Origin of the sequence: Nitriliruptor alkaliphilus DSM 45188, from assembly GCF_000969705.1 — a bacterium.
In the GTDB taxonomy this organism is placed as follows: Bacteria; Actinomycetota; Nitriliruptoria; order Nitriliruptorales; family Nitriliruptoraceae; genus Nitriliruptor; species Nitriliruptor alkaliphilus.
On record NZ_KQ033901.1, the window covers coordinates 2,549,699 to 2,575,985 of the forward strand.

A 26,287-nucleotide genomic window follows, 5' to 3' on the forward strand; every position below is an offset into this window, starting at 1 on the left:
GGTCGAGATCCCGTGGCACAGGAGATCGGTCGTGGTGACCGCCGAGGTGCGGCTCGGTACCCAGGGTCGGCTCGTGCTGCCGCGAGAGATCCGCGACGAGCTCGGGGCCGAGGAAGGCACGACGTACATCGCGCGCGTCGAGGACGGCGCGCTCATCCTCGAGTCCCGCGAGGCGGTGCTCGCGCGGATGCAGGCGCGTCTGCGTGCCGCCGTCCCGCCGGGCGTCTCGTTGGTCGACGAACTGCTCGCCGAGCGACGATCGGACGCGGCCCGTGAGGACGCCGGCCGGTGAGCGTCGTCCTGGACGCTTCGGCCGTCCTCGCCCTGTTGCAGGCCGAAGCCGGCAGCGAGCGGGTCGCGGCGGCGATCGGTGATGCCCGGCTGCCGGTCGTCAACCTCGCCGAGGTGCTCGCGAAGCACGTGGACGCCGGTGCGGACCCACAGCCGGTCCCCGGCGAGCTGCGCGCGCTCGGGTGCGAGCTGGTCGCGGTGACCGAGCGCGACGCCGAGCTCCAGGCGGTGGTCCGCGCGGCGGAGCACGCTTCGGGTCGACCGGGCCGGCTGTCGCTCGCCGACCGGTGCTGCCTCGCCGTGGGACTGCGCCTCGGCCTCCCGGTGATGACCGCCGACCGTGCCTGGGCGGACCTGGATCTCGGCGTCGACGTGGAGGTCATCCGATGAGGGTGATCGCGGGCGTGGCCAAGGGCCGCCGGCTCGTCGCGCCGAAGGGGGACCGGACCCGGCCGACCTCGGACCGTGTCAAGGAGTCGTGGTTCTCCACCCTCCAGCCGGTGCTCGGCGGCGCGCACGTGCTCGACCTCTACGCGGGCAGCGGCGCGCTCGGTCTGGAGGCGCTGTCGCGCGGGGCCGCAGCGGTGACGTTCGTGGAGAAGGACCGCCGCGCCCTCGAGGCGCTCCGGACGAACCTGGCCGCGGTCGACCTTCCGGGGGCGACCGTGATCGGACGTGACGTCCACCTCGTCCTGGCCGAGTCGCTCACCGATGCACCCTTCGACGTGGTGGTCGCCGACCCGCCCTACCGCACCGACGAGGACGAGCTGACCCGACTGCTCGAGGCGCTGGTGCGCCACCTCGCGCCGGAGGCGGTCGTCACCCTCGAGCGGGGCAGGCGTGAACCCGTCCCGACGTGGCCCGCCGGGCTCAGCCCCGATGACCCGCGTCGCTACGGTGACACCACCTTGCACCGTGCCCGCCTCGACGCCAGGACCGCGCCGTGACCGTCGCCGCCGTCGTACCCGGCAGCTTCGACCCGATCACCATGGGTCACCTCGACATCATCGACCGGGTGGCGGCCCGCTTCGACCGCGTGGTGGTCGCCGTGCTCGAGAACCCCCGTAAGGAGGGTCTGTTCACCGTCGAGGAGCGCATCGGCCTGATCGAGGCGGTGACGGGCGGCCACGACAACGTCGAGGTCGACCGCTTCCAGGGGCTGCTGGTCGACTTCTGTGCCACGCGGGGCATCGACGTGATCGTCAAGGGTCTGCGGGCCGTCAGCGACTTCGAGTACGAGGTCCAGATGGCGCAGATGAACCAACGGATGGGTGGCGTCGAGACCCTCTTCCTGTCCACCAGCCCCGAGCACTCCTTCCTGTCGAGCTCCCTGATCAAGGAGATCGCCCGCTGGGAGGGTCCGGTGACCGGCACCGTGCCACCAGCCGTCGAGGCCGCGCTGCGAGCGAAGTACGGTCCCGCCCGCGAGACCTCCGGAGCCTGAGCGGTAGGCTCGCGCGACCTTCCGGCTCCGTCGCCTCGTGCCTCGGAGCGACCCCGCACCCTCCCGGGAAAGCCTCCAGATGTCCGATCCCCGTGGCGTGCCTCTCGACGTCGAGGCCAAGCTGCACCAGCTCGAGCGGCTGGTCGCCGAGGCCAAGACCGTGCCGCTGTCCGCCTCCATCATGCTCAACCGGGCCGAGGTCGACGGCCTGGTGGCCGACATCCGCGAGGCGATGCCCGACGAGCTCACCCAGGCGCGCTGGGTGGTCAAGGAGCGCGACGAGATCCTCGAGCGGGCCGAGGGCGACGCGGCCAACATCCTCGAGGACGGCAAGGCCGAGCGGGACCGGTTGGTGGCCCAGCAGGAGATCGTGCGGGCGGCCGACCGCGAGGCGACCCGGATCGTGGACGAGGCACGGGAGCACGCGCGGCAGATCCGTCTCGAGGCCGAGGACTACGTCGACGCCAAGCTGGCCAACTTCGAGGTGGTGCTCAACAAGACGCTCTCCGCGGTCGAGCGCGGACGGCAGAAGCTGCGCGGCCGGCTCGACACCGATCAGCTCGCCGAGGAGGAGCTGGCCGACCTCGACGAGCTCTGACCCACCGCTCGCGGACCACCGCCGGCTGACCCGACCCGCCGGTGTGCGACGTGACGTGCACACCGCGCGCGGGCGCGCTGGGTCGCCTGGTACCGTCGCCGGCCGTCGCCGTGTGCGCGACGGTTCCTGTCTCCTCCGTCGCGCCTCCCGCGCCGCCGTGCCCCGCCCGGCCCGAGCGGCCCCGCGCGACCGTCATCGCCAGACCTTCCGTCGCCAGACTCCGTCGCCAGAACCGAGGTGTCCTGCTCGTGCGCGTCCCCGTCACCGACCTGGTCGGACACCCGGGTGAGACCCGGCCCTTCGCGGCCGCGGCCTCGCGCGACGCGTTCGGGCAGGACCCGTGGGGGCCGGCCGACGAGGCCATCGTGGACCCGATCCGCCTCGACCTGCACCTCGACTCGGTCGTCGAGGGCATCCTGGTGCGGGGCCGCATCGACGTCGAGCTCGTGTTGCCGTGCGCCCGCTGCCTCGAGCCGCAGGGGACGGACCGCACGCTCGAGGTGGCCGAGTTGTTCCTCGACCCCACCAAGCGCGAGGATGACACCGACGAGGACCCGGGCTACGAGCTGGTCGACGACCGCACCGCGATCGACCTGTCGACGCTCGTGCGGGACGCGGTCGTGATCGACCTGCCCACCCGGATCCTGTGTCGCGAGGACTGCCAGGGCCTGTGCCCGGTCTGCGGGACCGACCGCAACACCCGGGACTGTGGCCACGGTGAGGAGTCCGAACCCGACGCGCGCTGGGCCAAGCTCGCTGAGCTCGACCTACCGCGCGACCAGACCTGACCTGACCTGACCGACCGGTCCCGCACCTGGGACCACCCAAGCCGCCCCGGCATCCGTCCGGGAGCTCAAGGAGGAACCGATGGCCGTCCCGAAGCGGAAGCTGTCGCGCTCGCGGACCCGCCACCGCAAGGCGCAGTGGCTGCGTACCGCCGCCCCGACGATCACCACCTGCGCGCGGTGCAAGGCGCCGACCCGCCCCCACACGGTGTGCGCCACCTGCGGCACCTATGGCGGCCGGGTCGTGACCGAGCCCACGGCGTGACCATCCGCCGGCCGCTCACGCGGCTGGTCGGTCCGCTGCTGGCCCCGTCGTCACGGGGCCAGCAGCTGCGTGTCGAGGGTCATCGGTGAGCGGCCCCGCCGCGTCGACACCGGCACCACCGGCCGAGCTCGCGGCCCTGCTCGACGTCCACCTCGACGACCCCGGGCTGCTCGAACAGGCGCTCACGCACCGCTCCTGGGCGTTCGAGAACGGCGCGGTCGACCCCAACGAGCGCCTCGAGTTCCTCGGGGACGCGGTGCTCGCGCTCGTGGTCACCGACGAGATCTTCCACGCGCATCCGGCCGAGCAGGAGGGACGGCTCGCCAAGGTCCGGTCGGCCGCGGTCAAGACGGGGTCGCTGGCGGGGATCGCCCGGGGCCTCGGCCTCGGCCGGTTCGTCAAGCTCGGACGGGGCGAAGCAGCCTCGGGGGGCGCCGACAAGGACTCGATCCTCGCCGACACGCTCGAGGCGGTCCTCGGAGCGGTCTACCTCGACCAGGGCTTCGCGACCGCCTACGACCTCGTGCAACGGCTGTTCTCGGCCCGGCTCGACGAGCTCGCCGGCCGCGGTGCAGCCCTCGACTTCAAGACCTCGTTGCAGGAGCTGGCCGCGGCTCGGTACGCGTCGCTGCCGCGCTACCAGGTCGCCGACACCGGGCCGGACCACGAGAAGACGTTCACTGCCGAGGTGATCGTGGCCGGCGAGGTGGTGGGGCGCGGCGAGGGCCGCAACAAGAAGGAGGCCGAGCAGCGCGCCGCGCGCGAGGCGTACGGCCGCCTCGACGGCGATGCGGCCGACCCCGCGACACCGCCGGGCTGAGGCGCAGCGCCTCGGACCCGGCCCGGCCCCCGGGGCCTGTCGGCTAGCTTCACGCTCGACCTGCCGCTGCTGGTGGCCGCGACGGCGGGCGCCCAGTCACTCCGCTTCCCCTGCTGCCACCGTGCGAGGAGTCCGCGTGCTCGAGCTGCCCGACGTGGAGGTGCTGCGCAAGGACCTCGAGAAGGAGGTCGTGGGCAAGCGCGTCAAGGATGTGACGGTCGGGTCGACCGGCATCGTGCGCGCCTTCCACCGCAACCGCCCCGAGCTGGTCAAGGCCCTCGAGGGGCGCAAGATCGAGGCGGTCCGGCGACGCGGTCACACGCTGTTCATCGACCTCGACGACGAGCACACGTGGGTCATCGACCCCGGTGCCGAGGGCACGCTGTTCCGCGAGACCGCCACCGCGGAGCTCGGCCCGCAGACCCACCTGTCGGTGTCGTTCACCACCGGTGGCGCGATCCACCTCGCCGAACCCGGTGACGAGCCCACCGCCAGCACCGGGGTGGTCGCGACCGAGGGCGCCTACGAGGCGGCCGGGGTGAACCCCGACGCGCTCGATCCGCTCGACGACAACCCGACGTGGATGGAGTTCGGCCGGTTCCTGGCGGCGGCGTCCAAGCCCCTCAAGCTCCTGCTCATCGACCCGCAACACGTGGTCGGCATCGGTCCCGTCTACTCCGACGAGATCCTGTGGGAGGCTGGGCTGCGCCACGACCACCCCTCGGACAAGCTCTCCACCCAGGAGGTGCGACGCTTCTACCGGGCGATGCACGAGGTCTTGTTCCTCGCGATGAAGCAGGTGGGCGCGACCCTCGACGAGGCCGACCCGGGCGAGACCACCGACGAGGACGAGATCGCCGACCACCTCAAGGTCTTCGGTCGCGACGGGCTGCCGTGCTTCCGCTGCCGCCGCCCCATCGTCCGGACGCGGCTGAAGAAGGGCGTCTACACCTACCACTGCGAACGGTGCATGATCTGAGGCGACGGAGGGCCCCGTGACGACGGACCCGGCCGAGCGGTCGACGCTCGCCCGACACCTGACGGTGCGGGGGCGGGTCCAGGGGGTCTCGTTCCGGTGGTCGCTGCGGCGGGTCGCTGACCGCCACGGCGTGCACGGTTGGGTGGTCAACCTCGACGACGGCGGGCTCGAAGCCCACCTCGAGGGCGATGCCGACGCGGTCGAGACCGTCGAGGCGTGGGTCCACGCCGGCGGACCCCCGGCCGCGAAGGTCGAGGACGTCGCCGTCCGGGACGTCGATCCGCTGGGGCTGTCGGGCTTCCGCATCGAGCGCTGACCGCCGGGGCTCGGTCCGCTGGACGGCTGGGCGAGGGCTCCGGTACGCTCACTGCACCGCACCCTGGACACCTCCGCGCCGCTGCGCGCGCCCAACCCGAGGGATCGCACGATGGGCAAGGCCCTGCTGGGCACCCACGCCACGCCCTCGAGCCTGCGGTTGCTCGACGAGGTCCGCGCGCTGCGTCAGCGCGTCGCCGACCTCGAGCGAGCGCTCGCCGCGGCCGAGGCCGTCCGTGACACCCGCCGAGACACCCACGCCGACACGATCGTCGTCGATGGCGACCTCGTCGGGGCGTCGGAGCGTGAGCCCGCCACCACCTGATGCGACGCGCACGCCCCTCGTCGGGCGTGCGCTGCTGTGCGTCCATCGACGGGTCGAACACGCGCCGGTCCGCCCGTCGCGCGCGCCGGGACTCGTGCGGGGCCACACCGCGAGCCACCGCTAGGCTCCGCCGTTCGTGCCGTCCCCGGGCAGCGCACCGCCCGGTCCGACGTGCCGTTGTCCGCTCCGCCGCTGCCTGATCACTCCACCTGAGGCGCCTGTGTTCCTCCGTTCCCTGTCGATGCGCGGCTTCAAGTCGTTCGCCGACAAGACGGTGCTCGAGGTGGAGCCGGGGATCACGGTCATCGTGGGACCCAACGGGTCGGGCAAGTCCAACGTGGTCGACGCGCTCGCGTGGGTCCTCGGCACCAACTCCGCCAAGAAGGTCCGCGGCGGGGCGATGAGCGACGTCATCTTCGCCGGATCGCCGACCCGCTCCCGCGCCAACCAGGCCCGCGTCGAGATCGTCATCGACAACGCCGACGGGCGCCTGTCGACGGCGAACCTCGGGACGGCCGGGTCGGCCGGACAGTTCAGCGAGGTCCGTGTGGCGCGGACCATCCACGCCGACGGCGACGCGAGCTACGAGATCAACGGCATCGACGTCCGCGCCCTCGACGTGCAGGAGCTCCTCTCGGACACCGGGCTCGGGCGCGAGCTGCACACCATCGTGGGGCAGGGCCAGCTCGACGAGATCCTCAACGCCAAGCCCGAGGAACGCCGGCGCTACATCGAGGAGGCTGCGGGCATCCTCAAGCACCGACGCCGGCGGGAACGTGCCCTCCGCAAGCTCGAGCAGGTCGACGGTCACATCGACAAGCTCAAGACGGTCCTCCGTGAGCTGCGGCGCCAGCTGCGTCCCCTCGAGCGCCAGGCCGAGGCGGCCGACCGCTACCAGACCCTCCAGGCCGAGCTGCGCGACGTCCGCCTGCAGCTGGCGGGTGCCGACCTCCAGCGCCTGCGTGCCGCTGCGGCCGCCGAGGGCGACTCGGACCGGTCGACGGCCGACGTCCAGCGGGGGATCGAGGCCCGCCTGCAGGCGAGCAAGCAGCAGCAGGGGCAGCTCGAGGCCGAGATCGGCCGCCTCGGCCCCGCCGCCGAGGCCGCCCAGTCGACCTACTACAAGCTGACCTCGTTGACCGAGCGCCTGCGCGGGACGGCTGACCTCGTCGAGGCCAAGCGCCGTCATCTCGTCGAGTACGTGGACGAGCCGTTGGCCGGACGCCCGCCGGCCGAGCTGCGGGTCCAGGCCGACCGCGTCGAGGCCGAGGCGCAGGCCAAGCAGTCCGACCGCGAGACCGACCGCGCTGCCCTCGAGGCGGCGACCGCCGCCCGACGCGAGGCCGAGGTGGCCCGCCGCGCGCACGAGCAGGAGCGCCAGGCGGAGCGCCGCCGCAGGGCCGAGGCCCGCGAGCGGGTGCTGCGCTTCGAGGGCGAGGTTTCGGCCCTCCGGTCGGCCGTCGCCTCCACCGAAGCCGAGCTCGGACGGGTGAGCCAGAGCCGTGCGGGCGTCGAGGAACGGGTCGCCGAGGCCGAGGCGGAGGTCGCGGCGGTCCAGGACGAGATCACCTCGCTCGACGCGGCCGAGAGCGACCTGACCGAGCGGCTGGAGTCGGCCGAGGCAGCGGTCGCCACGGCGACCGCTCGGGTCGAGCAGCTCGCCGCCGACGCCCGCGAGCTCGAGGCCGCCAGGGCCTCGTCGCTGGCCCGTGCCGAGGCGCTCCGTGCCGCGCTCGCCGAGACCGAGGGCGGCACGGGTGCGCTCCTCGACAGCGATCTCGACGGTGTCCTCGGCCCCCTCGCGGCCCACGTGCGCTCGGACGCCGAGCACGACGCGACCCTGGCGGCGGCCCTCGGCCCTCTCGGTGAGGCGGTGGTCGTCACCACGCCGAACGAGGCCCGTCGTGCCATCGCCTGGCTGCGCGAAGTCCGGGCCGGATCGGCCGTGGTGCTCGCCGCCCGGCCGGACAAGCGCCCACCACGCCCGCTCGACGACGAGGTCATCGGCGTCCTGACCGCGGCGGGAGCCGTCCCGGTCGGCGACCTGCTCGCGCCGGCGGAGGACGACGCCCACGCTGCCGACGTGGTCGCCGCCCTCCGCCGCCTCCTGCAGTGGACCTGGCGGGTGCCGGACTGGCAGACGGCGGTGCTCCTGCACGGTCGTGAGCCGGAGCTGACCTTCGTCACCCCCGATGGCGACGTCGCCGGGCCGCTCGGCTACCGGGGCGGGGAGGCACCAGCCCGGTCCGCCGTGGTGACGGCGACCGCGGCCGAGGAGGCCGAGACGCGCGCCCGCGGCATCGCCGAGGAGCTGGCGGCCGTGGCCACCGCGCGGGTCGCTGCCGACGCCGCGCTCGCCGACGCCAAGACGGTCCTCGCCGGTGCCACCGAGCGCATCAACGAGTCCGACGCGCGGATCACCGGTGCGGCGGAACGGCTCGCCCGGCTCAACAAGGAGCTGCACACCCTCGCCAACCAGCGCAGCCTGGTCGCGGCCAGCGAGCACGATCTCGGTGAGGTGCTCGAGCGGGACCGGCGGACCCTCGATGCCCTGGTCGAGCGCGGCCCCCAGGTCGACGCCGACCAGGGTGACGTCGACGAGGGACCCGACGAGACCGCCATCGAACTCGACGATGCGGTCGAGCTGGCGCGCGAACGCGAGCTCGACGGCCGCGTCCGGCTGGAGCGCACCACCGAGCAGGTCCGTCACCTCGAGCTCCAGGCCGCGGCGCTGCGGCAGGAGGCCGAGGAGGTCGAGCGTTCCCTCGCCGAGGCCGCGCGACGTCGTGAGGCCCGCCGGCGTGGGATCGCCCGGTGCGGTGATCTCGCCCTCGTGGCGCGGACCGCCCTCGAAGCCCTCGAACGCGCCACCGTGGCCGCTGCGGCCGAGCGCGACGCGCTCCAGGGGCAGCTGGCCGAGCGGCGGACGGCGCTCGCCGAGGCCCGTCGCGTCGTCGGCGCGGTCGGAGCCGAGCTCCAGGACCTGCGCGAGCAACGGCACCAGGCGGACCTGCGACGCGCCGACGTCGAACGGCGGCTCGAGCAGCTGGCCGCCAGCCTCCGGGAGCGCTTCTCGATCACCCCCGACGAGCTCGCCGCCGAGCACCCCGACGCCGCCACCTACGACACCGATGCGCTCACCGAACGCGAGGACGTGCTCGTCCGCAAGGTGGGGCTGCTCGGCCGGGTCAACCCGCTGGCGCTCGAGGAGTTCAAGGCCCTCGAGGAGCGCCACGCCTTCCTCTCCGACCAGCTCGACGACCTGCGGCGGTCGCGCCGTGACCTCGAGCAGGTCGTCGTCCAGGTCGACGAGCGCATCAAGTCGGTGTTCGAGGAGGCCTACCGCGACGTGGCGCGGGAGTTCCAGCTGACCTTCTCGACCGTCTTCCCGGGGGGCTCGGGGCGGCTCGTGCTGACCGACCCCGAGGACCTGCTGGCCACCGGTATCGAGGTCGAGGCCCGGCCACCGGGCAAGAAGGTCACCCGGCTGTCGCTGCTGTCGGGCGGTGAGCGCTCGCTGACGGTCCTGGCCTTCGTGTTCGCCATCTTCCGCGCGCGGCCGAGCCCGTTCTACGTGCTCGACGAGGTCGATGCCGCCCTCGACGACGTCAACCTCCAGCGTCTGCTGAAGGTCGTGCGCAGCTTCCGGGGTCACGCCCAGATCATCGTCGTGACCCACCAGAAGCGCTCGATGGAGATCGCCGACGTCATGTACGGCATCACGATGGGTCCGGACGCGGTCACCAAGGTCGTCAGCGAACGTCTCCGCGACGACCTCGCGGCCAAGGAGCGGGCCCTCGAGGAGCGTGCCTCCGACGCGCCCACGGAAGCGATCGCCACCAGCGAGCCGGTCACCGCGCCCTCGACCTGAGCGGCCACCGTCCGTCCGTCCGTCACCGGGACCGTGCTGGCCTCGTTGAGGTCGCTGCACGACGGACCGGGAGCGGTGGACGTGGCGGTAGGACGGCGGTGGGCGGCGCGGACCCCTGCGGGGCTCGTGCTGCTCCTTGCTGTCGTGGTGGCCACGGCAGGGTCGGCGACGCTCGTCCAACGGGGGGCGTCACCGACACCCTTGGCCGCACCCGCCGGGGTGACCGCGCTGATCAGCGGCGACGAGCTGGTCCGGTTCGATCCGGTACCGCCGGCCCCACCCGCGCTGCCCCCACCGAGCGATCCCGAACCGGAGCCGGAACCGGAGCCCGAGCAGGAACCCGAGCCCGAGCCGGAGCCCGAACCGGCGCCCGAGGCGGTGCCCGCATCCGTCGACGAACGGGCGACCCAGCGGCCCGGTGACGTCGATGGCCGGATGATCGCCAGTCCGCTGCCCATGCTCGACCGCGATCAGCTCGCCGCGACCGCGGCCCGCGTGGGGATCCCCGAACGGGCCCTGGCCGCCTACGCCAGCGCCGCGCTCCGCCTCCGCGAGGAGCGGCCGAGCTGCAACCTCACCTGGGTCACGCTGGCTGGCGTGGGCTACGTCGAATCCCACCACGGGACCATCGGTGGCCGCCAGCTGCTGCCCGACGGGACCCCGACCAGCCCGATCATCGGTGTGCCGCTCGACGGCGGCCCGAACGTGCGGGCCATCCCCGACACCGACGGTGGCCGGTACGACGGTGACACCACCTGGGACCGCGCCGTCGGACCGATGCAGTTCATCCCCTCGACCTGGGCCCGCTGGGGCGCCGACGGCAACGGCGACGGGCAGGCCGACCCCCAGCACATCGACGACGCGGCCCTGGCCGCCGCCAGGTACCTGTGCGCGTCCGGCCGCGACCTGACCCACAGTTCGAACTGGGGCCAGGCGCTGTGGAGCTACAACCGCTCAGAGTCCTACATCCGGCACGTGCTGGCGGTGGCCAACACCTACGCCGACCGGGCGAACGCCGGCTGACACCGGGGGGTGGGGGGAAGGGACCGGGGGGTGGCGGGGAAGGACCGGTGAACCGGGGCGTGCGGGACCGGTAGCGTCCCGGCCCTGCGTCGCCGACCCGCCGGAGCGCCACGTGGAAGCCCTCGATCCGATCGTCCTCGTCACCGTGCCGTTGCTCGTGCTGGTGCTGCTCGCCGGGCTCGTTGCCAAGCGGCGCTCGGCGCAGAAGCCGGACGGACGTGAGGTCGGCCCTGGCACGGGCGGCACCGACGTGCTGGCGCCACCGACCCCCGACGGGCAGACCCCGACGCCCGTCGACGACGAGCTCGCCGCCCCGCACGTCGACGTCGAGCCGGACGTCATCCCCGACGACCTGGTCGTCCCCGACACCCCCGCCGACCTACTCGAGCCGGAGGTCCTGCCGCTCGGGGAGCGGTTCAAGCGGCGTCTGTCGCGGACGCGCAACGTCCTCGGCGTGTCCGTCGCGGACCTGTTCGGCCGAGGTGTCACCGACGAGGCGTGGGACGGGCTCGAGGAAGCGCTGATCACGGCCGACGTCGGGGTGACGGCCACTCTCGAGATCGTCGAGGAGCTCAAGCGACGCAGCCGCGAGGAGGGCGTGACCACCGCCGACGGCGTGCTCGACCTGCTCAAGCAGGAGCTGCGGGCCGCGCTCGGGACGGCGGACCGTTCGCTGGCGCGCGCCACGGACGCCGGCCCGACGGTCTGGCTGGTCACCGGGGTCAACGGCACCGGGAAGACCACCACCATCGGCAAGCTCGCCGCCGTCGAACAGCGCGAGGGCCGGCAGCTGGTCCTCGGTGCCGCCGACACGTGGCGCGCCGCGGCCGCCGAGCAGCTCGGGATCTGGGCCGACAGGACCGGCGCCCACCTGGTGCGCAAGGACGAGGGCGCCGATCCGGCCTCGGTCGCGTTCGAGGCCTACACCGCGGCCGACGAACGATCGGCCGACCTGCTCATCGTCGACACTGCCGGTCGGCTGCACAACAAGCGCGAACTGATGGACGAGCTCGGCAAGGTCAAGCGGGTGCTGGAGAAGCAGGCCGGACCGCTGGAGGAGACCCTCCTCGTCCTCGACGCCACCACCGGACAGAACGGCATCGCCCAGGCGCGCGCCTTCCTCGACGCGGTCGAGGTCACCGGCATCGCACTCACCAAGCTCGACGGCTCGTCCAAGGGCGGCATCGTGGTGGCCGTCCAACGCGAGCTCGACCTGCCGGTCAAGCTCGTCGGTCTCGGCGAGGACATCGACGACCTCGCCCCCTTCGACCCCGAGCTGTTCGTCGAGGGCCTCTTCGCCGGCATCACGGACTAGGTCGGGGTCGCCCTCGATCCCGGTGGGATCTCGGTCTCCCGGCGCCGTGCGTGCTCCGATCTAGGGTCGTCCTCGGTCGCTGGGCGACCTTCGGTCTCCCGGCGCCGTGCGTGCTCCTCGATCCCGGGGGGATCTCGTCCGCGCCGCCGGCGGGAGGGTTCTCGCGCTGAGGGAGCGCAGCGGGTGACGGTCGCCGCAGCGGAGGCTGTGAGGCGAGCGAAGCGATGCCGAGCGAGCGAGTGGGTCCGGAGGACGAGCGCCCTCCGCGGAGGCGGCCGTCCCCCGCGGAGCGGTCAGGGGGCCGTCCCCCGCGGAGCGGTCAGGGGGCCGTCACCCGCGGAGCGGCCGGGTCCTCGATCCCTGGGCGCGCCACCGGCGGCCCTACCGGTGGCCGGCCTGGCGGAGGCCGGCGCGGCAGGCGCGTTCGAGCGCACGCTCGGTCCGCACTCGGTCCCGCAGGCTCGCCCGGCGCCGGGCCGGAGCGACCTCGTCGCGCTCGTCGGCGCGGAACCGCAGGTCCCTGACGGTGCCCGTCCACCGCCGGTGCCACGGCTGGTCGAGGTCGGGCACGTCGGCGCCGTGGGCGAGCACCGTCGCCGGACCGTCGTCGACCGCGAGCCGAGCCGTCCCGTCGGCGACGGCCACGTCGTGGGCGAGCGCCACCCAGGGTCCGCCGTCGGAGGAGACCGCGACCCCGAGTGCCTCGCCCACCCCGAGGTCGAAGCTCGGCCCGATCTCGGTGGTGCGGACCAGCACCCGCGGGACGTACCACGCGTGCTCGCGTCGCAGGAGCAGGCTGTCGAGCCGGCGTCGCGACGGTGGGTGTTTGGCCAGCACCTGCTCCAGGAGGGGCGACCCGGTGAAGGCCTCACCCCGTGGGTCCTCGGTCACGGCGATCCGCGCGGCCGCTGCGACCGGTGACGCGCCGCCTGCGACGGCGGGGACGGCGACGCTGAAGGTGACCCGGTCCGCTTCGGCCAGGGAGGTGGCGAGGTCGAGCTCGGCGTACGGCAGGGCGAGCGCCGGCAGCCCCTCGTCGAGCAGCGGTACCACGACCGCCGCGCGAGGTGTGCCGGCGGGAGTGACCCAGGCCACCTCGGCCAGCTGCGCACCACGCCACGCCGCCACCAGCTCGCCGGTCAACCGACCGCTCGTTCGTGCCGTTCAGCGCCTGGGACCGACCGTTCGGAGCCTCGGCCGTACCGCCTGGTGGTGAGGGGACCTACCGTCGTCGCGCCGTGCCGGCCGGGAGGGGCCGGCACTCGGGGAGGGACCATCGTGCTGGCCATCGTCGTCCTCGTCGTGGTGCTCGCGATCTTCGCGATCGGGTACCGAACCTACGCCAGCTACCTGGCCGATCGCGTCTACGCACTGGACGCTGCGCGTCCAACCCCGGCGCACACGATGCAGGACGGGATCGACTTCGTCCCGACCAACAAGCACGTGCTGTTCGGTCACCACTTCACCTCCGTCGCCGGCGCCGCGCCGATCGTCGGACCGGCGATCGCCGTGTTCTGGGGGTGGGTGCCGGCGCTGCTGTGGGTGACGCTCGGCACGGTCTTCGCCGCCGGGGTGCACGACTTCGGCGCGCTGGTGGTGTCCGTGCGCAACCGTGCCCAGAACATCGGGACGCTGACCCGCAGCGTGATCAACACCCGATCACGCACCCTGTTCCTGATCATCATCTTCTTCCTGCTGACCCTGGTGAACGCGGTGTTCGCCGTGGTCATCGGCAACCTCTTCGTCGCCAACCCGGGTGCGGTCATCCCGATCGTGGTCGAGATCCCCCTGGCGATCGCCATCGGGCAGTGGATCTACCGGACACGGACGGCGGCCCTGATCCCGTCGCTCGTCGGCGTCGCGGTGCTCTACCTGCTGATCCTGGTCGGCAACGCCTACCCGGTGACGCTGGACAACCTCGCCGAGACCCTCGGGATGGGGCCGCGGACGCTCTGGATCATCGCCCTGTTCGTGTACGCGTTCATCGCCTCGCGCATCCCGGTCTGGGTCCTGCTGCAGCCCCGCGACTACATCAACAGCCACCAGCTGTTCATCGCCCTCGGCGTCATCTTCCTCGGGCTGCTGGTCGGGCTCGACCGCATCGTGGCGCCGGCGATCAACACCAACCTGCCGGACGGCACCCCCTCGTTCTTCCCCTTCCTGTTCGTGACCGTCGCGTGCGGCGCCATCAGCGGGTTCCACTCGCTGGTCGCCTCCGGGACGACCTCGAAGCAGCTGGACAAGGAGACCGACGCCAAGCACGTGGGCTACCTGGGTGCCATCGGCGAGGGCTCGCTGGCGCTCGGCGCCATCCTGGCCACCACCGCCGGGGTCGCGGCCGTCGGCCTCGACTGGGGCGAGCTCTACCCCGACTTCGCGACGGCGAGCGGTGGTGCGGTCGGCAACTTCGTCCAGGGCATCGCCGGGTTCGCCTCGCACCTCGGCGTCCCCGCCGACCTCGGCACCATCTTCGCGGCCGTGGTGGTCATCTCCTTCGCTGCGACCACCATGGACACCGGCGTCCGCCTCCAGCGCTACATCATCCAGGAGCTCGGGGACCTGGTCGCCGCCGGCCGCGGCGGGATCGCCGGCCGCTTCCGCGACGCGACCCGCAACCTCACCGCGGTCACGGCCATGGCTGTCGTCGTACCGCTCGCGCTCGCGCTCGCCCCCGCAGGCGGCGAGGCGGAGGCCCAGGGGTACGCGTTCGGACGCCTGTGGACGCTGTTCGGGACCACCAACCAGCTCACGGCCGGGCTGGCGCTCGCGGTGGTCGCGGTGTGGGTCACCCGCGGGGGCCGCAACGCCACCGCCCAGCTGGTCCCGCTGGCGTTCCTGCTGGTCATGACGGTCTGGGCGCTCGTGCTCAACCTCCGGACGTTCATCGAGGACCGCGACTGGATCCTGGCCCCGCTCGACGCGATCATCCTGGTGCTGGCCCTGTGGCTGGTGGTCGAGGCGGTGCTCGCCATCCGGCGCGCCCGCGCGGGGGACGTCGGAGACCCGACCGAGATCGGCGCCGACGACCGACGGGGGGCGCCCGCCGCCACCATCACCGATCCGGAGGGACGTGCCCGCTGACCCCGATCCGCCCGACCCCGCCCCACGCGGCGGTGGGTGGTCCGTGCTCGCCCGCGCCTTCCGAGGGGCGGCGGCGTGGCACGAGGCGGTGTTCGTCGCCCGCTGGCGGGGGAGCCTGCGCCGGGTCGCCCGTCAGGAGGAGGACCGGTTCCTCGCCGTCCTGCTGCTGACGTCCTACGGGATCGACGACCCGGCCGCCTACGAGACCCTCGAGCTCACCCCGCACCTGGTGCAGGCCTTCCACGACCTGCACCAGCGCGAGGGGCTCGACCGCTTCCCCGTCCACGGCGTGTGCTGTTGAACGGCGCGAGGTGGTGACCCCGGCGCGCACCGTGACGCTCGTCGGCGGGAAGGGTGGTGTCGGCAAGACCACGACCGCCGCGGCGCTGGCCTCCGCGCACGCGGCGGCCGGCGCGCGCACGCTGCTGGTCTCGACCGACCCGGCCCACTCGACCGGTGATCTGCTCCAGGCACGGCTCGGCGACGAGCCCACCGAGGTCGCCCCGTCGCTGTGGGCGGTCGAGATCGACGCCGAAGCGACCGCTGACGCCCACGTCGAGCGCGTCCGGGCCGACGCGCGCCGACTCGTCGGTCCCGAGATCCGCGCCACCGTCGACCGCCACCTCGACCTCGCCAAGCGCGGGGCAGGCACCCTGGAGTCCGCGATCCTCGATCGGCTCGCGGCCCTGCTCGTGGACGACGCGGCTCGCTACGACCGGGTGGTGGTGGACACCGCGCCGACCGGGCACACCCTCCGGCTGCTCGCCATGCCCGAGCTGCTGCGCGGCTGGGTCGGTGGGCTCGTGCGCCAGCGCGAGCGCGTCCGGGGCCTCGACCGGTCGCTGGCGAACCTCACCGGCGACGACGCCCCGCCGGACGACCCGGTCGTCGAACGGCTCCGGGCGCGCGCGGACCGTCTGACCGCCCTCCGTCGTCGCATCCACGAGGACGCGGTGATCCACCTGGTGTGCGTCCCCGAACGCCTCCCCATCGAGGAGACCGTCCGCGCCGAGGCGGCGTTGCGCGAAGCGGACCTGCGTATCGGAGCCATCGTGGTCAACCAGGTGTTGCCCGATGACGCCGAGGGTGCCTTCCTCGCCGCTCGGCGTGAGCAGCAAGGCGTGCACCTGGCCGACATCGACCGTCGGCTCGGGCACCGGCAGGTGGTCCACGTCCCGCAGCTGCCCCACGACGTGCGTGGTCCGGACGATCTGGCGGCCATCCGGGCGGCGCTCGCTGCCGCGGGCCTGCCGGCGGACCCTCAGGCGCCGTAGCCCTCCTCGAGCACCACGTCGCCGTCGACGGTGCGGTAGTAGACCCGCCACCGGTGGTAGACGTCGAGGTAGTGGTCGTAGGCGTCGATCGCCGCGGCGTAGGCGAGCACCGCCTCGACGTACCGGTCGCTGCGGTTGTAGGCGAACACCGCCGCTCGCAGGTCGTCGGGTGCTCCGCTGGCGGCCAGGTAACGGCCCGCCGCGAGGATCGCGTCGCGCGGGTCGCGGACGTCGCCCTCGCCGTAGGCGTCCCAGGTGGGCGGCATGAACTGCATCGGCCCCTGCGCGCCGGCGTGACTGTCGCCCTGGATGCTGCCGAACCGGGTCTCGACGTGGTGGATCGCGGCCAGCACGCTCCACGGGACGCCCGTGGCCGCCTCGGCCTCGGCGTAGTAGCCGCGCAGCTCCTCGAGCGGGGGCGGTGCCACGATCCGCCAGTCGGTCGGCAGCTCGGGCCGCGGGGTGGTCAGCTCGTGCAGCTCGGTCGATGCGCGCAGCGTCAGGTCGAAGGCGTCGTGGAGCTCCTCGGGTACCTGCGCGCGGGCCGTACCCACCCACCCCGGGTTGGCGGCCAGGTCGCGGTAGGCACGCTGCTGGGCCCAGGCCCACCGGGTCCGGTCCTCGTCGGGGGTGCCCTCGTCCGCCAGCGCTTCCTCGGCCGCCCCCAGCACCTCCGCCAGTTCGTCGGCGTCCTCGAACGGCGCCAACTCGTCCGGTGGCGACGGCCGGGCCGGCTCGGGCTCGGAGGTCTCGGCGAGCTCCGGTGCCTCGTCGAGCTCCGGGACGGCGTCGAGCCCCGGGACGGCGTCGGTCTCCGTCGCCGTCGGGCGCTCGGGCGACGGCTCGGGCCCCGGGTCGTGCTCGTCGGGGACGGTGCTCCCGCAGGCAGCCAGGGACGTCAGGGCGATGGTCGCTGCGGTGAGGCGCAGCCGGAGCGGGGTTGCCATGCGTCGCAGGGTACGGCCGTGCGGTGGACGGCCGACGGGCCGTCGCGCGACGCCGTTCCGCCGGATGCGGCGCCGCTACCCTCGGGCGCCCGCCCACCGCTCCCCGGACCCAGGCTCGCGACGTGTTCGACACGCTCTCCACCAAGCTCGAGGCCGCCCTCGACAAGGTCCGCGGTCGCGGTCGCCTCGACGAGAAGACCGTCGACGCGACCCTCAAGGAGATCCGCCTCGCGCTGCTCGAGGCGGACGTCAACTTCAAGGTCGTCAAGGGGATCGTCGAACGGCTGCGCGAGACGCTCGTCGGCGACGAGGTCAGCAAGGCCCTCAACCCGGCGCAGCACGTCATCAAGGCCGTCGACGCCGAGCTGACCCGCGCCCTCGGTGGCGCGGCCGTCCCGCTCGACCTCTCGGGCCCGTCGCCGCACGTGATCGTCCTCGCCGGGCTCCAGGGTTCGGGCAAGACGACCGCCGCCGGCAAGCTGGCCGCGCTCATGAAGCGCAAGGGTCACCAGGTGATGGTCGTCGCCTGCGACCTCCAGCGCCCCGCCGCGGTCCGCCAGCTGCAGGTCAACGCCGAGAAGGTCGGCGTCAAGGCCTTCGCCCCCGCCACCGAGGGCGACCCCGTCCCGGTCGCCCGTGACGGCATCACCGCCGCCAAGGCCGAGGGTTGCGACGTCGTCATCATCGACACCGCCGGCCGGCTGCACGTCGATGCGGATCTGCTCGCCCAGGCCGCCGCCATCAAGGAGGCCGCCGGCTCGACCGGTGGTTCGGTCACCACCATGTTCGTCATCGACGCCATGATCGGCCAGGAGGCCGTCAACGTCGCCAAGGCCTTCCAGACCGACGTCGGCTTCGACGGTGTGATCCTGTCCAAGCTCGACGGTGACGCCCGCGGTGGTGCCGCCCTGTCGGTGCGCGAGGTCACCGGGACGCCGATCCTGTTCGCCTCCATCGGCGAGAAGATGGAGGACTTCGAGGCGTTCCACCCTGACCGCATGGCGGGCCGCATCCTCGGTATGGGCGACGTCATGACGCTCATCGAGAAGGCCGAGCAGACCTACAGCGAGGACGAGGCCGCCTCGGCCGAAGCGGCGCTGATGTCGGGGGAGTTCACCCTCGAGGACTTCCTGCAGCAGATGCAGATGCTCAAGAAGATGGGGCCGTTGCAGGGCCTGCTCGGGATGCTGCCCGGCATGGGCAAGCAGCTCAAGGACGTCGAGATCGAGGACGCACAGGTCGCCCGCATCGAGGCGATCATCCGCTCCATGACGCCCAAGGAGCGCCGGGACCCCAAGATCCTCAACGGTCGACGCCGCAAGCGCATCGCGGCCGGCTCCGGCACGACGGTCACCGACGTCAACCGCCTCGTCAAGCAGTTCGGCGACATCCAGAAGGTGATGAAGAGCGCGTCCAAGATGGCCGGGATGCAGGGCACCAAGCCCAAGGGCGTCAAGGGCAAGGCCGCGCAGGCCGCCGCGCTCCGCCAACTGCAATCCGGCGGGCTCCCGGGGGGCCTGCAGGCACCGGGCGGCATGGGCGGCTTCGCCGGGCTGCAGCCCGCCCCCAAGAAGGGCAGCAAGAAACGCTAGCCTCCGGCCACGCGACCTGACGGGGGGTGGGCACGTGCGGAACTCGCGCGCGGTGGCACGGCAGCGGACGACCGGGGACCGGGCGACGGCGTTGACCGTCGTGCTCGGACTCGTGCTCGCCGCCTGCTTCGGTGGTGACGGTGACGGTGACGGTGACGGTGACGGCGAGGCGGCCGAGCCCGGCGTGACGATCGCGGACGGTCCCGCCCCGTCGAGCTGGGGCAGCGATGACCTCGTGCGGCTCGATCAGGTCGCGCGCGACGGGGACAGCGTCACCCTCGACCTGACCCTCGCTGCCCGCACCGAGCGGACCTTCCGCGACCACGACGTGCGGCTGATCACCAACACCGGCATCGAACTGCCCCGCCCAGCCGAGCAGGATCGCACCCTGCCGAGCCGCTCCACCGCCTCGCTGCAGCTGGTCGCCACGGGCATCGAGGACGGGACCCGGACCCTCCAGCTCGACGTCCTCGGGCGCGGGCTCCAGGTCGAGCTACCCGAGGACGGCGAGAAGCTCCGCTTCCCCGAGGCGCCGCTCCGGCAGGCGGGGTTCGTCGACGCGGTCATGCGCGACCGCTCACCGGTCGTGGTGCAGCCCTACACCGTCCGCAGCGAGGGGTTCATCACCGAGGTGACCTTCCTCGCGCTCGCGCTGACCCACACCAACCCGGACCTGTGCCGCTACGGCGACTGTGAGCTGGTCGACAGTTCGGGGCGCACCTACCCGCGGATCGGAGGCTGGTACGAGTTCCCCGACGCCTACGGGTCGCAGGTCCGCGGGACGCTGCGCTTCCTCGGCGAGCTGGACCCGGACGAGACCGAGTTCCAGCTGCGCCTCGGTGGCAGCAGCGGCTTCCTGACCACCCCCGACGCCAACCTCGAGCTCGGCTTCAGCCTCGCCCGCGCCGAGGACACACCGCTCAAGGTCGCCGCCGGAGACACCTTCCCCGAGGCCTTCGACGTCGGGCAGACGATCGAGGAGGGGGCGGGGACCGTCATCGAGCTCGGGCGGATGTCGTTCCACGAGGACCGCATCCAGGTCGAGGTCTCCGCCAGCCGTACGACCGAGGACGGTCGGAACCTCAACTTCCGTGGGGAGAGCGCCCTCGTCGACCCGTCCGGTTACCGCCACCCGATGATGCAGGCGGCCGACGGCGGCGACCTGGTGGTCGAGAGCGGCGGCACGCTCGACGCGACGCTGGTCTTCCTGAGCCCGCTCGCCCCCGGAGTCGACGAGCTCACCCTCGAGTTCGCGCGGCGGGAGACCCCGACCCGGGTCACCATCGAGCTGCCGGCGCGGCCAGCACCGGAGGCCGGCGACGAGGTGTCGCTGCCGGACGAGAGCGTCGAGGGGGACGACGAACCCTCGGCGGCAGCACTGCCGGCCCACATTCTGGCAGCGTCGTCCGAGGACGACGCGGAGGATGCCGAGGATGCCGACGACGCTGGGGAGGCCGAGGACGAGCCGATGGTGACCGTCGCGATCGACATCGACGGCGAGCTCGAGCCGACCACGTGGAACCCACGCGGCCGCGTGGCGACCACCGTCGCCGGTCGTGGCGGCGGGGACCCCGACACCGTCGATGCCGACGACGCCGCCGAGGCCGAGGCGTCGCTCGAGGACCTCGGCGCCGAACGGACGCCCGACGGACTCGTGGTCACCCTGCCCGAGACGGTGCTGTTCGAGTTCGACTCGGCCGACCTGGTCGGGGATGCCGACGAGGTGGTCGTGCGCGTCGCCGAGATCCTGGCCTTCTACACCGACGTCCAGGTCGAGGTCCGTGGACACACCGACGACGTCGGCAGCGACGAGTACAACCAGGAGCTGTCGGAGGGCCGCGCCCAGGCCGTGGTCGACGCGCTGGTCGCGGCGGGAGCATCCAGCTCGCAGCTGACCGCGGTCGGGTTCGGCGCCACTGACCCCGTGGCCCCGAACGCCACCGCGGACGGCGAGGACGACCCCGAGGGGCGGCAGCGCAACCGTCGCGTCGAGATCGTGCTTCGCGAGTGAGCGTCCGAGCTTCCGCAGCACCGCGTCCGCAGCGACCGCCCTGGCACGCCCGAGGCCGTTGACCGCGGCCCACCGACCGTCTCTACTCGCCGAGGGGGAGGCGGCCGGCGACGGCGCGGCGCAGGGGAGGGCGTACGACGTGAGGACGGATGGCCCGCGACTGTTGGCCCTGGTCGCCCACCCCGACGACGAGACCTTCGGTCTGGGCTCGGTCCTCGCGCGAGCCGCTGCGGAAGGCGCCGAGGTCAGCGTGTGTTGCGCCACCCGCGGCGAGGCGGGCGAGCCCGCCCCCGGCAGCGGCGTCGCGCCGGCTGACCTCGGTCGGGTCCGCGAGGCCGAGCTGCGGGCCGCAGCGGCCGTGCTCGGTGTCGCGCACGTGGAGCTGCTCGACCTCCGGGACTCGGGGATGGCCGGCACGCCGGCAGCTGGCACGCTGGCTGCGACCCCGATCGAGGACCTGACCAGGACCCTGCTGGCGGTGATCGAGCGTCACCGGCCCCACCTCGTGCTCACCCTCGACGGATCCGACGGTCACCGCGACCACGTCCACGTCCGCGACGCCACCCTCGCCGCCGTCGAACGCAGCCGATGGACGGTGGAGCGGGTCCTGCTGCACGGCCTCCCCCGGTCCCTGCTGCGGCGCTGGGCGGACGTGGTACGCGATCGCGACCCGGACAGCCCCTACCTCGACGTCGACGAGGCGGGCCTCGGCACCCCCGATGGAGCCATCACCACCATCCTCGACACCAGCGCCCACCTCGAGCAGCGCCGGCGGGCGATCGCCTGCCACGCCTCCCAGGTGTCGCCCTTCGCCGACCTGCCCGCCGACCTCGAGCACGCGTTCCTGGCGTCCGATCACCTCCGACGGGTCCGGCCGGCGGCGCCGGCCGGTACCCACGAGACGCAGCTGTACGCGCGGCCGAGCGCGACGGCGGGCTGAACGTTCCGGTACCCTCCGACCCGTCGCACCCTCGAGGTCCTGCCTCCTGGCCGACCGCCGCAGCAGCGAACCTCGCCGCGGCGTGACCCTCCGGTTCGTCCTCCGCCCCACCGTCCGCCCCGTCACCTCGGGCCGGGACCGTGTGGGTACGGGACGTGGCCGCCACCGTGCTGGCGCACACCGACGTGCCCGCACCCCACCCACAGGAGCCACACCGTGGCCGTCAAGCTCCGTCTCCGCCGTGAAGGCACCAAGAAGCGTCCCCACTACCGCATCGTCGCCGCCGACACCCGGTCCCCGCGCGACGGCCGGTTCATCGAGATCCTCGGCGAGTACCACCCCCTCGACGACCCCTCGACCATCATCGTCAACGACGAGCGCGCCCTCCACTGGCTGCAGCACGGCGCGCAGCCGACCGACGCCGTCACCAAGATCCTGCGCATCGCCGGCGTCTGGGAGCAGTTCAAGCCCGGCGACGCGCCGCAGCGTGACCGCGCCGCCGAGGGCCCCAAGACCCGCCTGAACAAGAAGGCCAAGGCTCGCGCCGAGGCGGAGGCGGACGCGTGAGGTCCGAGGACGTCCTCGAGTTCGTCGCCAAGCAGCTCGTCGATCACCCCGACGAGGTCCGCATCGAGGTGTCCGAGGACGACCGCGAGGTCGTGCTCGAGCTCCACGTCCACGAGGAGGACCTCGGCAAGGTCATCGGCAAGCGTGGCCGGACCGCCAAGGCCATGCGCACCCTCGTCAAGGCCGCCGGCGCCCTCGACGACGAGAACGTCACCGTGGAGATCGTGGATTAGGTCGTCTCAGCATCGGCGCCTGGGCGCCTCGCTGAGTCTCCCGACAACCCCCCATCGCCCGCCCTCGGAGAAGCTGAGGGGCGGGCTCGTTCCCCCCTCTGCTCGGGGGGAACAGGATCCGTGGAGGACCTTGCTGTGAGCGAGGGACTGGTCGCGATCGGGCGGGTGATCAAGCCGCACGGGATCCGTGGTGAGGTGTCGGTCCTCGTGCTCTCCGAGGTCGAGGGACGCTTCGAACCCGGCGACACCGTGCAGCTCGGCGGCGTCGCCACCACGATCGCCAGCAGCCGTCCCCACCAGGGGCGGCTGCTCGTGCGTTTCGAGGGCATCGCGGACCGCACCGCCGCCGAACCCCTCCGCGGTCGACTCATCGAAGCGCCCCCGGCCGACCTCGACGACACCGAGAACTACTACGTCCACGAGCTGATCGGCATGGCGGTCGTCACCGCGGACGGCGACCACCTCGGAGAGGTCTCCGACCACGTCGAGCTACCCGCCGCGGCCGGCTACGACCTGCTCGAGGTCACCCGCGACGACGGCACCACCTGGTTGCTGCCCGCCGTCGACGAGTACGTCGAGGTCGGCGAGCTCCCCGACGGCACCGAGCTGCTCGTGGTCGTCGACCCCCCCGAGGGCCTCGTCTCCGGCGAGGCGGCGGTGGTCCGATCCGAGGGCGAGGTCGCCCCCGGCGGCCCCGAGGCGGGGGCGACCTAGGTGCGCCTCGACATCCTGACCATCTTCCCCGGGTGGTTCGAAGGCCCGCTGAGCACCTCGCTGCTCGGCAAGGCCGGTGTGGCGGGCACCCTCGACACGCGGGTGCACGACCTGCGTGCGTGGGCGACCGATCGCCACCGGACCGTCGACGATGCCCCGTACGGGGGCGGCGCCGGCATGGTCATGCGGGCTGACGTCTGGGTCAACGCCGCCGAGGCGGTCTGGAACGACCTGCCCCCCGAGGCCACCGCGGGCCGCGACCAGCCCCCCGAGGGCGCCCGGTTCGTCGCCGGCGGCCAGCGGCCGAGGACGCTGCTGCTCACCCCGCGCGGGACCCCGCTCACGCAGGGCTTCGCGGCCGAACTCGCCGCCGAGGACCGGCTGGTGCTCTGCTGCGGTCGCTACGAGGGCATCGACGAACGGGCCCACGAACTGGTCGCCACCGACGAGGTCTCCATCGGGGACTACGTCCTGTTCGGCGGCGAGGTGGCCGCCGCCGTCGTCATCGAGGCCGTCACCCGACACCTGCCCGGCGTCATGGGCAACGCCGCCTCCCCCGCCGATGAATCGTTCACCTCGGGCCTCCTCGAGTACCCGCAGTTCACCCGCCCGGCGCAGGTGCGGGGACGCGGCATCCCGCCGGTGCTGACCTCGGGCGACCACGGCGCGGTCGACCGTTGGCGTCACGAGCAGGCGGTCGAGCTGACCCGTGCCCGCCGGCCCGATCTGCTGGCCTGAGAGCGCGGCGTGCGGCCGGTCCGGACCCCTGGGTTGTCGCTTCGGTAGGGGGGCCGTATCCTTCCGCCCGCAGCGTTCCGCGCGTCTCCTCCCGCGCCCGCGCTCCGCGCGGCGCACCTCGCCTCGGCAGGCTCCGGCCTCCCGCGCCAGCCGGATCGTGCGTCCGAGGCCGCGCAGCGCTGCACCCCACCCCCGAGCACGGGAAGCTGAAGACGTATGAACAAGGTCGATCTCGTCGAGAAGGCGCAGCTGCGCGACGACGTGCCGGACTTCTGGCCCGGCGACACCGTCAAGGTGCACGTCCGCGTCGTCGAGGGCACGCGCTCGCGCATCCAGGTGTTCGAGGGCGTCGTCATCGCCCGCAAGGGCTCGGGAGCCCGCGAGACCTTCACGGTCCGCAAGATCTCCTTCGGGGTCGGGGTCGAGCGCACCTTCCCGGTGCACAGCCCCGTGCTCGAGCAGATCGAGCTCACCCGGCGCGGCAAGGTGCGTCGTGCGAAGCTCTACTACCTGCGTGATCGGGTCGGCAAGAAGGCCCGCATCAAGGAGAAGCGCGAGGCCCGTTGACCGGGCAGGAGCCAGCAGGCGTGCCCGAACCCGACGACGCCCCGCTCTACACCTCCGGGGTCGACCCGTCGAGGTCCGTCGAGGGGTCCACTGACGGCAGCCCTCCCGCCGCTGACCGCCCTCGTCGGCGACGCCGTGACGCGCACGAGGTCGACCGCAAGGACGGTTCGTTCCTGCGCGAGCTGCCGGTCCTGCTGCTGGTCGCGTTCGTCCTCGCGTTCCTGCTGCGCACCTTCGTCCTGCAGGTGTTCTTCATCCCGTCCGCGTCGATGGAACCGACCCTGATGGTCGACGACCGCATGGTCGTCGAGAAGGTCACCTACCGGTTCCGCGAGCCAGAGCGCGGCGAGATCGTCGTCTTCGAGGGCGACAACACCGCGCCACCGGACGGCAACGGTGCGGTCGGCGACATCGTGCGTGGCGTCGGCCAGTTCCTCGGCGTCGTGCCCGCCAGTGCCCGGGACTTCGTCAAGCGGGTCATCGGCCTGCCCGGCGACGAGATCCGCATCGAGGCCGGCACCGTCTTCGTCAACGGTGAGCCGCTCGACGAGCCGTACAAGGTCGACGAGGACAACGACTACGGCCCCGTGATCGTGCCCGAGGACCGGCTGTTCTTCCTCGGCGACAACCGCCCCAACTCCTCCGACTCGCGCCGCGGGCTCGGCATGGTCGAGCGGGACCAGGTGGTCGGTCGGGCGGTGGTGATCCTGTTCCCCTTCGACCACGCCGGGCGCCTGACCGGCGTCCAGCACGAGGTGCCCACCCCCACCTCGCCCGCACCGACGGTCGAGGACGTCCCCGGGCCGGGTGAGGTCCCCGACGAGGTCACGTCCCTGGCACGGCTCGATCGTGCTGGCTAGCTGAAGAGGCGTCCCTGGCGCAGGGCTGCGATCGGCGCCCACGAGTGGCGGTGCAACGCGCAGGGGCCGTGCTTGCGCAGGGCCGCCCGGTGGCCGGGCGACGGGTAGCCCTTGTTGGACGCGAACGCGTAGCGAGGGTGGTCGGCGTCCCAGGCCCGGAGCATCGCATCCCGGGTGACCTTGGCGACGATGGAGGCCGCGGCGATCGAGGTCGATCGACCGTCGCCGCCGACGAGCAGCTCGTTGTGGGTCCCGTACCCGGCAAGGAAGTCCCAGTTGCCGTCCAGCAGCAGCACGTCCGGCCGCACGGGCAGCGCCTCGACCGCCCGGCGCGCGGCGACACGCCGGGCCTCGCTCAGACCCAGCTGGTCGATCTCCTCGTTGCTGGCGTGCCCCACGCCGACGGCGAGCGCGACCGACCGCACGCGGTCCGCCAGCCGTTCGCGCTCCGGTGCCGACAGGACCTTCGAGTCGCGCAGCTTGTAGACGCGTCGGTCGCTCGGCATGACGACGGCGGCGTAGGTGACCGGCCCGGCCCAGGCCCCGCACCCGACCTCGTCCACCCCCGCGACGACGGCACCTGCGTCCCAGTGAGGCCGTTCGGCGCGGACCCCGGGGACGGGGACCTTGCGTCGCCGTCGACGCCCCCCGGCGGGTTCGGTGACGCTCTCTGAAGCGGCGGTCGTGGTCATCAGCGGGACCGTACCGGCGTCCCCAGCCGGGCCGGGTCAG

At 73.1% G+C, this 26,287-nt stretch carries 29 protein-coding genes; 26 read left to right on the forward strand and 3 right to left on the reverse strand.

All coding sequences use genetic code 11. The annotated features are described in order from the left end of the window. The first annotated feature begins 31 nt into the window (after nt 1–31). From NITAL_RS11890 to ftsY, 14 genes are all read left to right on the forward strand, one after another. Nucleotides 32–292 (forward strand): AbrB/MazE/SpoVT family DNA-binding domain-containing protein, encoded by a 261-nt coding sequence (locus NITAL_RS11890; RefSeq protein WP_052666409.1) that lies wholly within the window; start codon nt 32–34, stop codon nt 290–292. Further along, the gene (locus NITAL_RS11895; RefSeq protein ID WP_052666410.1) at nt 289–681 is read left to right on the forward strand and encodes a type II toxin-antitoxin system VapC family toxin; all 393 of its coding nucleotides are present in this window, start codon (nt 289–291) and stop codon (nt 679–681) included. The genes NITAL_RS11890 and NITAL_RS11895 overlap by 4 nt, the downstream gene beginning before the upstream one ends. Further along, a complete protein-coding gene (rsmD, locus tag NITAL_RS11900) occupies nt 678–1,238 on the forward strand; it encodes a 16S rRNA (guanine(966)-N(2))-methyltransferase RsmD (protein WP_052666411.1) in 561 nt (186 codons plus the stop codon). The genes NITAL_RS11895 and rsmD overlap by 4 nt, the downstream gene beginning before the upstream one ends. Continuing rightward, on the forward strand, nt 1,235–1,735 hold the full coding sequence (gene coaD, locus NITAL_RS11905; protein WP_052666412.1) for a pantetheine-phosphate adenylyltransferase: 501 nt from the start codon (nt 1,235–1,237) through the stop codon (nt 1,733–1,735). Before rsmD ends, coaD begins: the two co-directional genes overlap by 4 nt. 79 nt (nt 1,736–1,814) lie before the next feature. Next, nucleotides 1,815–2,333, forward strand: coding sequence for a hypothetical protein (locus NITAL_RS11910; protein WP_052666413.1), 519 nt, complete (start codon nt 1,815–1,817; stop codon nt 2,331–2,333). 248 nt (nt 2,334–2,581) lie between these two features. Next, nucleotides 2,582–3,121 carry a YceD family protein gene (locus NITAL_RS11915; RefSeq protein ID WP_052666414.1) on the forward strand — a complete coding sequence of 180 codons (540 nt, stop codon included), beginning with the start codon at nt 2,582–2,584 and terminating at the stop codon, nt 3,119–3,121. 79 nt (nt 3,122–3,200) lie between these two features. Then, a complete protein-coding gene (gene rpmF / locus NITAL_RS11920; protein WP_052666415.1) occupies nt 3,201–3,383 on the forward strand; it encodes a 50S ribosomal protein L32 in 183 nt (60 codons plus the stop codon). Nucleotides 3,384–3,468: 85 nt separating this feature from the next. Continuing rightward, nucleotides 3,469–4,203: a ribonuclease III gene (gene rnc, locus NITAL_RS11925; RefSeq protein WP_052666416.1), complete on the forward strand. Its 735-nt coding sequence runs from the start codon at nt 3,469–3,471 to the stop codon at nt 4,201–4,203. Nucleotides 4,204–4,339: 136 nt separating this feature from the next. Further along, nucleotides 4,340–5,182 (forward strand): DNA-formamidopyrimidine glycosylase family protein, encoded by an 843-nt coding sequence (locus tag NITAL_RS11930; protein ID WP_052666417.1) that lies wholly within the window; start codon nt 4,340–4,342, stop codon nt 5,180–5,182. Between the two features lie 16 nt (nt 5,183–5,198). Then, nucleotides 5,199–5,498, forward strand: a complete 300-nt coding sequence (locus NITAL_RS11935; RefSeq protein WP_052666418.1) for an acylphosphatase — start codon at nt 5,199–5,201, stop codon at nt 5,496–5,498. 111 nt (nt 5,499–5,609) lie between these two features. Further along, entirely contained in the window at nt 5,610–5,822 is a 213-nt protein-coding gene (locus tag NITAL_RS11940) for a hypothetical protein (protein WP_052666419.1), read from the forward strand. 220 nt (nt 5,823–6,042) lie between these two features. Continuing rightward, a complete protein-coding gene (gene smc, locus NITAL_RS11945) occupies nt 6,043–9,693 on the forward strand; it encodes a chromosome segregation protein SMC (RefSeq protein ID WP_052666420.1) in 3,651 nt (1,216 codons plus the stop codon). 81 nt (nt 9,694–9,774) lie between these two features. Beyond that, a complete protein-coding gene (locus NITAL_RS28510; protein WP_211262366.1) occupies nt 9,775–10,716 on the forward strand; it encodes a lytic transglycosylase domain-containing protein in 942 nt (313 codons plus the stop codon). A gap of 112 nt (nt 10,717–10,828) precedes the next feature. Continuing rightward, nucleotides 10,829–12,031: a signal recognition particle-docking protein FtsY gene (gene ftsY / locus NITAL_RS11955; protein WP_157041789.1), complete on the forward strand. Its 1,203-nt coding sequence runs from the start codon at nt 10,829–10,831 to the stop codon at nt 12,029–12,031. Nucleotides 12,032–12,412: 381 nt separating this feature from the next. On the opposite strand, the gene NITAL_RS11960 is transcribed toward ftsY, so the two are convergent. Further along, nucleotides 12,413–13,174, reverse strand: coding sequence for a hypothetical protein (locus NITAL_RS11960; RefSeq protein WP_052666422.1), 762 nt, complete (start codon nt 13,172–13,174; stop codon nt 12,413–12,415). Nucleotides 13,175–13,309: 135 nt separating this feature from the next. On the opposite strand from NITAL_RS11960, the gene NITAL_RS11965 reads away from it, so the two are divergent. Genes NITAL_RS11965 through NITAL_RS11975 form a run of 3 tightly spaced genes read left to right on the forward strand, consistent with a single transcriptional unit; the run spans nt 13,310 to nt 16,386 of the window. Beyond that, nucleotides 13,310–15,112 (forward strand): carbon starvation CstA family protein, encoded by a 1,803-nt coding sequence (locus NITAL_RS11965; RefSeq protein WP_052666423.1) that lies wholly within the window; start codon nt 13,310–13,312, stop codon nt 15,110–15,112. After that, on the forward strand, nt 15,102–15,413 hold the full coding sequence (locus NITAL_RS11970) for a cory-CC-star protein (protein WP_211262367.1): 312 nt from the start codon (nt 15,102–15,104) through the stop codon (nt 15,411–15,413). Before NITAL_RS11965 ends, NITAL_RS11970 begins: the two co-directional genes overlap by 11 nt. A 13-nt stretch (nt 15,414–15,426) precedes the next feature. Then, on the forward strand, nt 15,427–16,386 hold the full coding sequence (locus tag NITAL_RS11975) for an ArsA family ATPase (protein ID WP_083441499.1): 960 nt from the start codon (nt 15,427–15,429) through the stop codon (nt 16,384–16,386). Here NITAL_RS11975 and NITAL_RS11980 read toward each other — a convergent pair. Next, nucleotides 16,374–17,333: a lytic transglycosylase domain-containing protein gene (locus tag NITAL_RS11980; RefSeq protein ID WP_083441500.1), complete on the reverse strand. Its 960-nt coding sequence runs from the start codon at nt 17,331–17,333 to the stop codon at nt 16,374–16,376. The two genes, NITAL_RS11975 and NITAL_RS11980, sit on opposite strands and share 13 nt — an antisense overlap. 122 nt (nt 17,334–17,455) lie before the next feature. Between NITAL_RS11980 and ffh the strand changes: the two genes are divergently transcribed. The 9 genes from ffh (at nt 17,456) to lepB (ending at nt 25,555) form a co-directional block, all read left to right on the forward strand. Next, the gene (gene ffh, locus NITAL_RS11985; RefSeq protein ID WP_052666424.1) at nt 17,456–18,925 is read left to right on the forward strand and encodes a signal recognition particle protein; all 1,470 of its coding nucleotides are present in this window, start codon (nt 17,456–17,458) and stop codon (nt 18,923–18,925) included. Between the two features lie 34 nt (nt 18,926–18,959). After that, nucleotides 18,960–20,936 (forward strand): OmpA family protein, encoded by a 1,977-nt coding sequence (locus tag NITAL_RS11990; protein ID WP_052666425.1) that lies wholly within the window; start codon nt 18,960–18,962, stop codon nt 20,934–20,936. Nucleotides 20,937–21,075: 139 nt separating this feature from the next. Continuing rightward, complete coding sequence (locus NITAL_RS11995; RefSeq protein WP_169786828.1) at nt 21,076–21,876, forward strand: PIG-L deacetylase family protein; 801 nt, start codon at nt 21,076–21,078, stop codon at nt 21,874–21,876. A 216-nt stretch (nt 21,877–22,092) separates the two neighbouring features. Further along, complete coding sequence (rpsP, locus tag NITAL_RS29195; RefSeq protein ID WP_052666427.1) at nt 22,093–22,443, forward strand: 30S ribosomal protein S16; 351 nt, start codon at nt 22,093–22,095, stop codon at nt 22,441–22,443. Further along, nucleotides 22,440–22,676 carry a KH domain-containing protein gene (locus NITAL_RS12005; RefSeq protein ID WP_052666428.1) on the forward strand — a complete coding sequence of 79 codons (237 nt, stop codon included), beginning with the start codon at nt 22,440–22,442 and terminating at the stop codon, nt 22,674–22,676. Before rpsP ends, NITAL_RS12005 begins: the two co-directional genes overlap by 4 nt. A gap of 135 nt (nt 22,677–22,811) precedes the next feature. After that, the gene (rimM, locus tag NITAL_RS12010) at nt 22,812–23,390 is read left to right on the forward strand and encodes a ribosome maturation factor RimM (RefSeq protein WP_052666429.1); all 579 of its coding nucleotides are present in this window, start codon (nt 22,812–22,814) and stop codon (nt 23,388–23,390) included. Next, nucleotides 23,391–24,128 carry a tRNA (guanosine(37)-N1)-methyltransferase TrmD gene (trmD, locus tag NITAL_RS12015; RefSeq protein ID WP_052666430.1) on the forward strand — a complete coding sequence of 246 codons (738 nt, stop codon included), beginning with the start codon at nt 23,391–23,393 and terminating at the stop codon, nt 24,126–24,128. A gap of 216 nt (nt 24,129–24,344) precedes the next feature. Next, nucleotides 24,345–24,695, forward strand: a complete 351-nt coding sequence (rplS, locus tag NITAL_RS12020) for a 50S ribosomal protein L19 (RefSeq protein WP_052666431.1) — start codon at nt 24,345–24,347, stop codon at nt 24,693–24,695. Nucleotides 24,696–24,715: 20 nt separating this feature from the next. Next, a complete protein-coding gene (gene lepB / locus NITAL_RS12025) occupies nt 24,716–25,555 on the forward strand; it encodes a signal peptidase I (RefSeq protein ID WP_052666432.1) in 840 nt (279 codons plus the stop codon). Here lepB and NITAL_RS12030 read toward each other — a convergent pair. After that, nucleotides 25,552–26,247, reverse strand: a complete 696-nt coding sequence (locus NITAL_RS12030; protein WP_052666433.1) for a ribonuclease HII — start codon at nt 26,245–26,247, stop codon at nt 25,552–25,554. The genes lepB and NITAL_RS12030 overlap by 4 nt on opposite strands. Between the last annotated feature and the right edge of the window lie 40 nt (nt 26,248–26,287).

Coding starts and splice junctions, on each gene's coding strand:
- rsmD (WP_052666411.1), top strand. CDS start 678: ATGAGGGTGATCGCGGGCGTGGCCAAGGGCCGCCGGCTCGTCGCGCCG.
- NITAL_RS11910 (WP_052666413.1), top strand. CDS start 1,815: ATGTCCGATCCCCGTGGCGTGCCTCTCGACGTCGAGGCCAAGCTGCAC.
- rpmF (WP_052666415.1), top strand. CDS start 3,201: ATGGCCGTCCCGAAGCGGAAGCTGTCGCGCTCGCGGACCCGCCACCGC.
- NITAL_RS11940 (WP_052666419.1), top strand. CDS start 5,610: ATGGGCAAGGCCCTGCTGGGCACCCACGCCACGCCCTCGAGCCTGCGG.
- NITAL_RS11980 (WP_083441500.1), bottom strand. CDS start 17,333: ATGGCAACCCCGCTCCGGCTGCGCCTCACCGCAGCGACCATCGCCCTG.
- rplS (WP_052666431.1), top strand. CDS start 24,345: ATGAACAAGGTCGATCTCGTCGAGAAGGCGCAGCTGCGCGACGACGTG.
- NITAL_RS12030 (WP_052666433.1), bottom strand. CDS start 26,247: ATGACCACGACCGCCGCTTCAGAGAGCGTCACCGAACCCGCCGGGGGG.